Annotated in this window: 4 protein-coding genes and 1 pseudogene; 2 read left to right on the top strand and 3 right to left on the bottom strand. The window is 58.8% G+C overall.

Annotated features, from left to right (window positions below; genetic code table 11):
- Nucleotides 1–391: pseudogene (locus AC1D0P_RS23830) on the top strand (SDR family NAD(P)-dependent oxidoreductase); the annotation flags it as partial.
- Nucleotides 392–480: 89 nt separating this feature from the next.
- Here the strand turns inward: AC1D0P_RS23830 and AC1D0P_RS23825 are convergent.
- Complete coding sequence (locus AC1D0P_RS23825; protein ID WP_477679006.1) at nucleotides 481–1,257, bottom strand: hypothetical protein; 777 nt, start codon at nucleotides 1,255–1,257, stop codon at nucleotides 481–483.
- A gap of 214 nt (nucleotides 1,258–1,471) precedes the next feature.
- Between AC1D0P_RS23825 and AC1D0P_RS23820 the strand changes: the two genes are divergently transcribed.
- A complete protein-coding gene (locus tag AC1D0P_RS23820; RefSeq protein WP_477679005.1) occupies nucleotides 1,472–1,795 on the top strand; it encodes a hypothetical protein in 324 nt (107 codons plus the stop codon).
- A gap of 165 nt (nucleotides 1,796–1,960) precedes the next feature.
- Here the strand turns inward: AC1D0P_RS23820 and AC1D0P_RS23815 are convergent, their stop codons facing one another.
- Together AC1D0P_RS23815 and AC1D0P_RS23810 are read right to left on the bottom strand one after the other, a co-directional pair.
- The gene (locus AC1D0P_RS23815) at nucleotides 1,961–2,968 is read right to left on the bottom strand and encodes a serine hydrolase domain-containing protein (protein WP_477679004.1); all 1,008 of its coding nucleotides are present in this window, start codon (nucleotides 2,966–2,968) and stop codon (nucleotides 1,961–1,963) included.
- Between the two features lie 239 nt (nucleotides 2,969–3,207).
- On the bottom strand, nucleotides 3,208–3,500 hold a 293-nt coding region (locus tag AC1D0P_RS23810; protein ID WP_477679003.1), incomplete at its 5' end, for a GNAT family N-acetyltransferase.

The following is a 3,500-nucleotide window of genomic DNA, read 5'->3' as shown; positions in this document are numbered from 1 at the left end:
TGACCAGCACGTCAACACTGCCGGCCTGGCCGATGATGGACTGGATTGCGCGTTGGACGGAAGCGTCGTCGCGAACATCCATCTCGACAAGTTCGACACCAATGTGTTCGGCATATTGCGCACCACACAGGCGGTGCTTCCGCACATGCGCGCGCAAGGCTACGGCAGGATCGTCAATATCAGTTCCGTGCTCGGCTTTCTGCCCGCTCCCTACATGGGGCTTTATTCGGCCTCCAAGCATGCGGTGGAAGGGCTGTCCGAAACCCTGGACCATGAGGTGCGCCAGTTCGGCATCCGCGTCACGCTGGTCGAGCCAGCCTACACCAGGACCAGGTTCGAAGCCAGCTCGGCTCAGGCAAAGTCAAAAATCGCGGACTATGACCGTGAGCGCGAGCGGCCCGGCTTTAAAGGCACACGGCCGTGGGGTGGACCCGCGGCCCCATGGCAAGTTGTTCCAGAAAGACGAGCGGCGTTTGAGTGCTATCGCGGAGGCACCCGCCTCCGGGCCGCGACGGCCAGGCGCTGGGCCGCAAGCGGAACGAGGCGGGCGATCTCCGCATCGAACTCATGGATCTTCGCGCCGGCCTCCTCAATGGATTCGAAACGCAGCGGCGTGGGTACCGTCGGAACCCTCCAGAGATTGGGTTCGAGTACAAGCAGCCCCCCGTACTTCTGGGTGGGCCCGGGCGCCGTCTCGACCTCCGTCGAATTGAGGATGTACCGGATGCAGGGTGTGATCTGGTAGACCGTGCAGCTGCCCATGTCCAGCTTCAGATAGAAGGATGGCGGCTCTTTGGGAATCTTTGCCAGGTCTTCCAGTGTCGGCCGGTAGAAAGCGCGATCGTGGTTCAGGGCCCTGCGCTCGTAGGGCAGCGGGATCACCGTGGCGGTGATGCCCAGTTTGGAAAGCTCCTGGACCAGCGCGGCGACAAAGACCGGGCGATAGTCATTGGCGATCTTTTGTTCAAGAGCCTTCTGGTTCAAGGTCTCGTGGATGTAGTCCAGCTTGTGCTGCACCGCCAGCGAGCCCAGCATGACGGTTGCGAAGCCGGCCCCGACAATCGGGCTATCCGGGCTCACAGGAGGGGTGTACTCAAAGGGTGCTTTCTCGACGATCAGGTTGATCTGCGTGGTCCTGTCGTGTTCAAGCTGCTGGAACATGGGTGTCGCCGGTGCGCAGCCAGTGGCCAGCACCGCGCCGCAAGCCAGGCATAAGCCCGCCGCGATTCTGGATACCGCTTCTGAGAAAGCCTTCATGGATCGTCCCTCTGTGGATTGTTGTTGCTGCTGCCCAGGCGGTTGCTGCCGCTGAAACCTGGCGCAGCGCCAGTTTATCCAGGCGCGGGTGGCCGGTCGTCATCCAATTGAGGTAGGTGGCTGCACGTCCCGGCCCAGCGCCGCGTCAGATACCATCCGGGAAAGCATGGGAGATTGACATGCCAAATCGCCGCCACATGCATGAAAGGGAGTCATGACAACAGAGACCCAGGATGAGCCCACCGAAAAGCTGATTGGGTGGCGCTACTTCGCGCTGTGCGGATTGGCAGGCCTCGCACCTTATGGCCTGCTGATGGCATGCTTACCGCTCTTCGATCACTTCAATTGCAAGCTTTCCTGGCAGGCGGTATGTGATGGCCACGCGTGGGTGGCAGCCATGGCGAATGCGGTGACGGGATTTTCGTGGCTCGTCATGCTGACCTTTCCAATGAGCGTCATCTTTGTGATTGGCGGCCTGGCCATCAATGTCAATCGGTGGATCTTCAAGGGGCGGCGAAGATCCAAGCTTGGTGCTTAAGCCCTTGTTCTGCTTTTTACTGCAAGGATGCGCCCAAGCAGACGCCAAGTGCTGTTGATGTGAAGCCGGATGGACTGCCAAAACCTGAACGATTCATTCGATGCGTAAATCGGAGGAGGGCAGAGTAACCAACTCTAATAGCCAGCTGGATATCGGGCCTGCGCCTCACTCGTCGAATGCCTTGCCGATCTGCAGCCAATCCACAGAACGATGCCGACCTGGCAGAACTTCCGGGAGAACATGTCGGGCCAATCGCAACCCGCTTGCTGAGTTGGCGAACCACACCACCGCGTCTTTCGTTTCGAGGTTGCCCATCACGAATGCACGAAAGCCCGGATTATGTCCCCAATGGAAGAAGCAGCCTTCCGACGGCTCCAGGCCCCAACCGAGTCCCCAAGCCACGTCTTTTTCCTCTGCAGCATCTGAATTCAAGACGTCATCGACACCCTCTCTTGCTGCAATCACTGGTGTAAACCACCGCTTATGCATCGTCGATGACAGGCCGGTTCCACGAAGCGCCGCCTGCACGAAATGCGCGTAATCCGTCGCGGTCGTTAAAAGCGACCATGAGGCTGCCGCTTTGACTGGACGCCGCTTGGAGACAGCTTGTCCATTTAACTCTTGTCCTTGCGCGTGGTTGGACTCGAACCGGTCTTGCCAATTCAAACTGGAGTCGGCCATTCCGAATGCCTTGAAGACCCGGGTGCGGGCGAGCTCTTCCAAAGGACTATCCGTCAATCGTTCGATCGCTTGTTGCAGCCAACCAAATGCGCTGCTGCCATAGTTGAACCGCTCGCCAGGCGCGAAGTAGGTCTTCAGCGGTGTGCCTGCCCCTGCGATGTTAGGAAGCCCGCTTGAGTGGGTGAGCACATGCAGAGCGGTAATTGCCTTAGCTCGTTCATCGTCTGCCACAAAGCCTCCACAGATCAGATGAAGCGGTCGGTCAAGATCGAGCAACCCTTCCTCTGCCAGCTGAAGGGCAATAAAGGAAACCACTGGCTTCGTGAGGGATGCGGCTTCGAAAACGGTACGGCTGTTCACTGCGGCGCCATCGTGGGCGCCCCGAATCCCAACGGCATAGGTCGAAGCAATCTCGCCGGACCTCAACGTAGCCAGCGACAAGCCATGCGTTGCCTTCTGAACTCGGGACTCATGCAGAATTTTTTCGAGCATAGGTATGTTTATACGAGACGGCACCGCGACAGCCTGGTATTTAAGGCGTTTGAGTATCGCACCAGCGCTGTTCAGAGTGGAAGGCTGTAGTAACCCACGCCGCCGCGGCGGCCGCGTGCCTGTCGGAGCGATAAGCGCTTCACTTGACTAACGGTAAGGGGTGTTATCGRTCAAGTAGAAAGTGTCTTTCACTCTCCAAGTTTGCGGTCGACTTCTCCCCGCGGACTCTTGGGGAGCCGCTATGGCTCCAGTGCTTTCTTCATGTAGGCCACGTAGAAGCCCTGGACGAAGTTGTCGATGCGCCCGAACTCTTCATAGCCTTGCTTAAGGTAGAACGCGCGGGCTTGCCATTCGAAGGTGTTCAGCGTCGCATTGCGGGCGCCCAGCTCGCAGGCTTTCTGTTCCGCCGTTTCAAGCAGCCTGCGACCCACGCCCTTGTGACGCGCCCCCTCGTCCACGAACAGCAGCTCCACATTCAGCCAGTGCATGAATCGTCCACGAACAGCAGCTCCACATTCAGCCAGTGCATGAA

Source organism: Polaromonas sp. P1_G2, assembly GCF_056405515.1.
The sequence above is the reverse complement of the archived record's forward strand: the minus strand, read 5'-3'. Positions and strand labels throughout refer to the sequence as shown.

What these genes read in the sequence shown, in the direction of transcription:
- AC1D0P_RS23825 (WP_477679006.1), bottom strand. Translation starts at nt 1,257, where the DNA reads ATGAAGGCTTTCTCAGAAGCGGTATCCAGAATCGCGGCGGGCTTATGC.
- AC1D0P_RS23820 (WP_477679005.1), top strand. Translation starts at nt 1,472, where the DNA reads ATGACAACAGAGACCCAGGATGAGCCCACCGAAAAGCTGATTGGGTGG.
- AC1D0P_RS23815 (WP_477679004.1), bottom strand. Translation starts at nt 2,968, where the DNA reads ATGCTCGAAAAAATTCTGCATGAGTCCCGAGTTCAGAAGGCAACGCAT.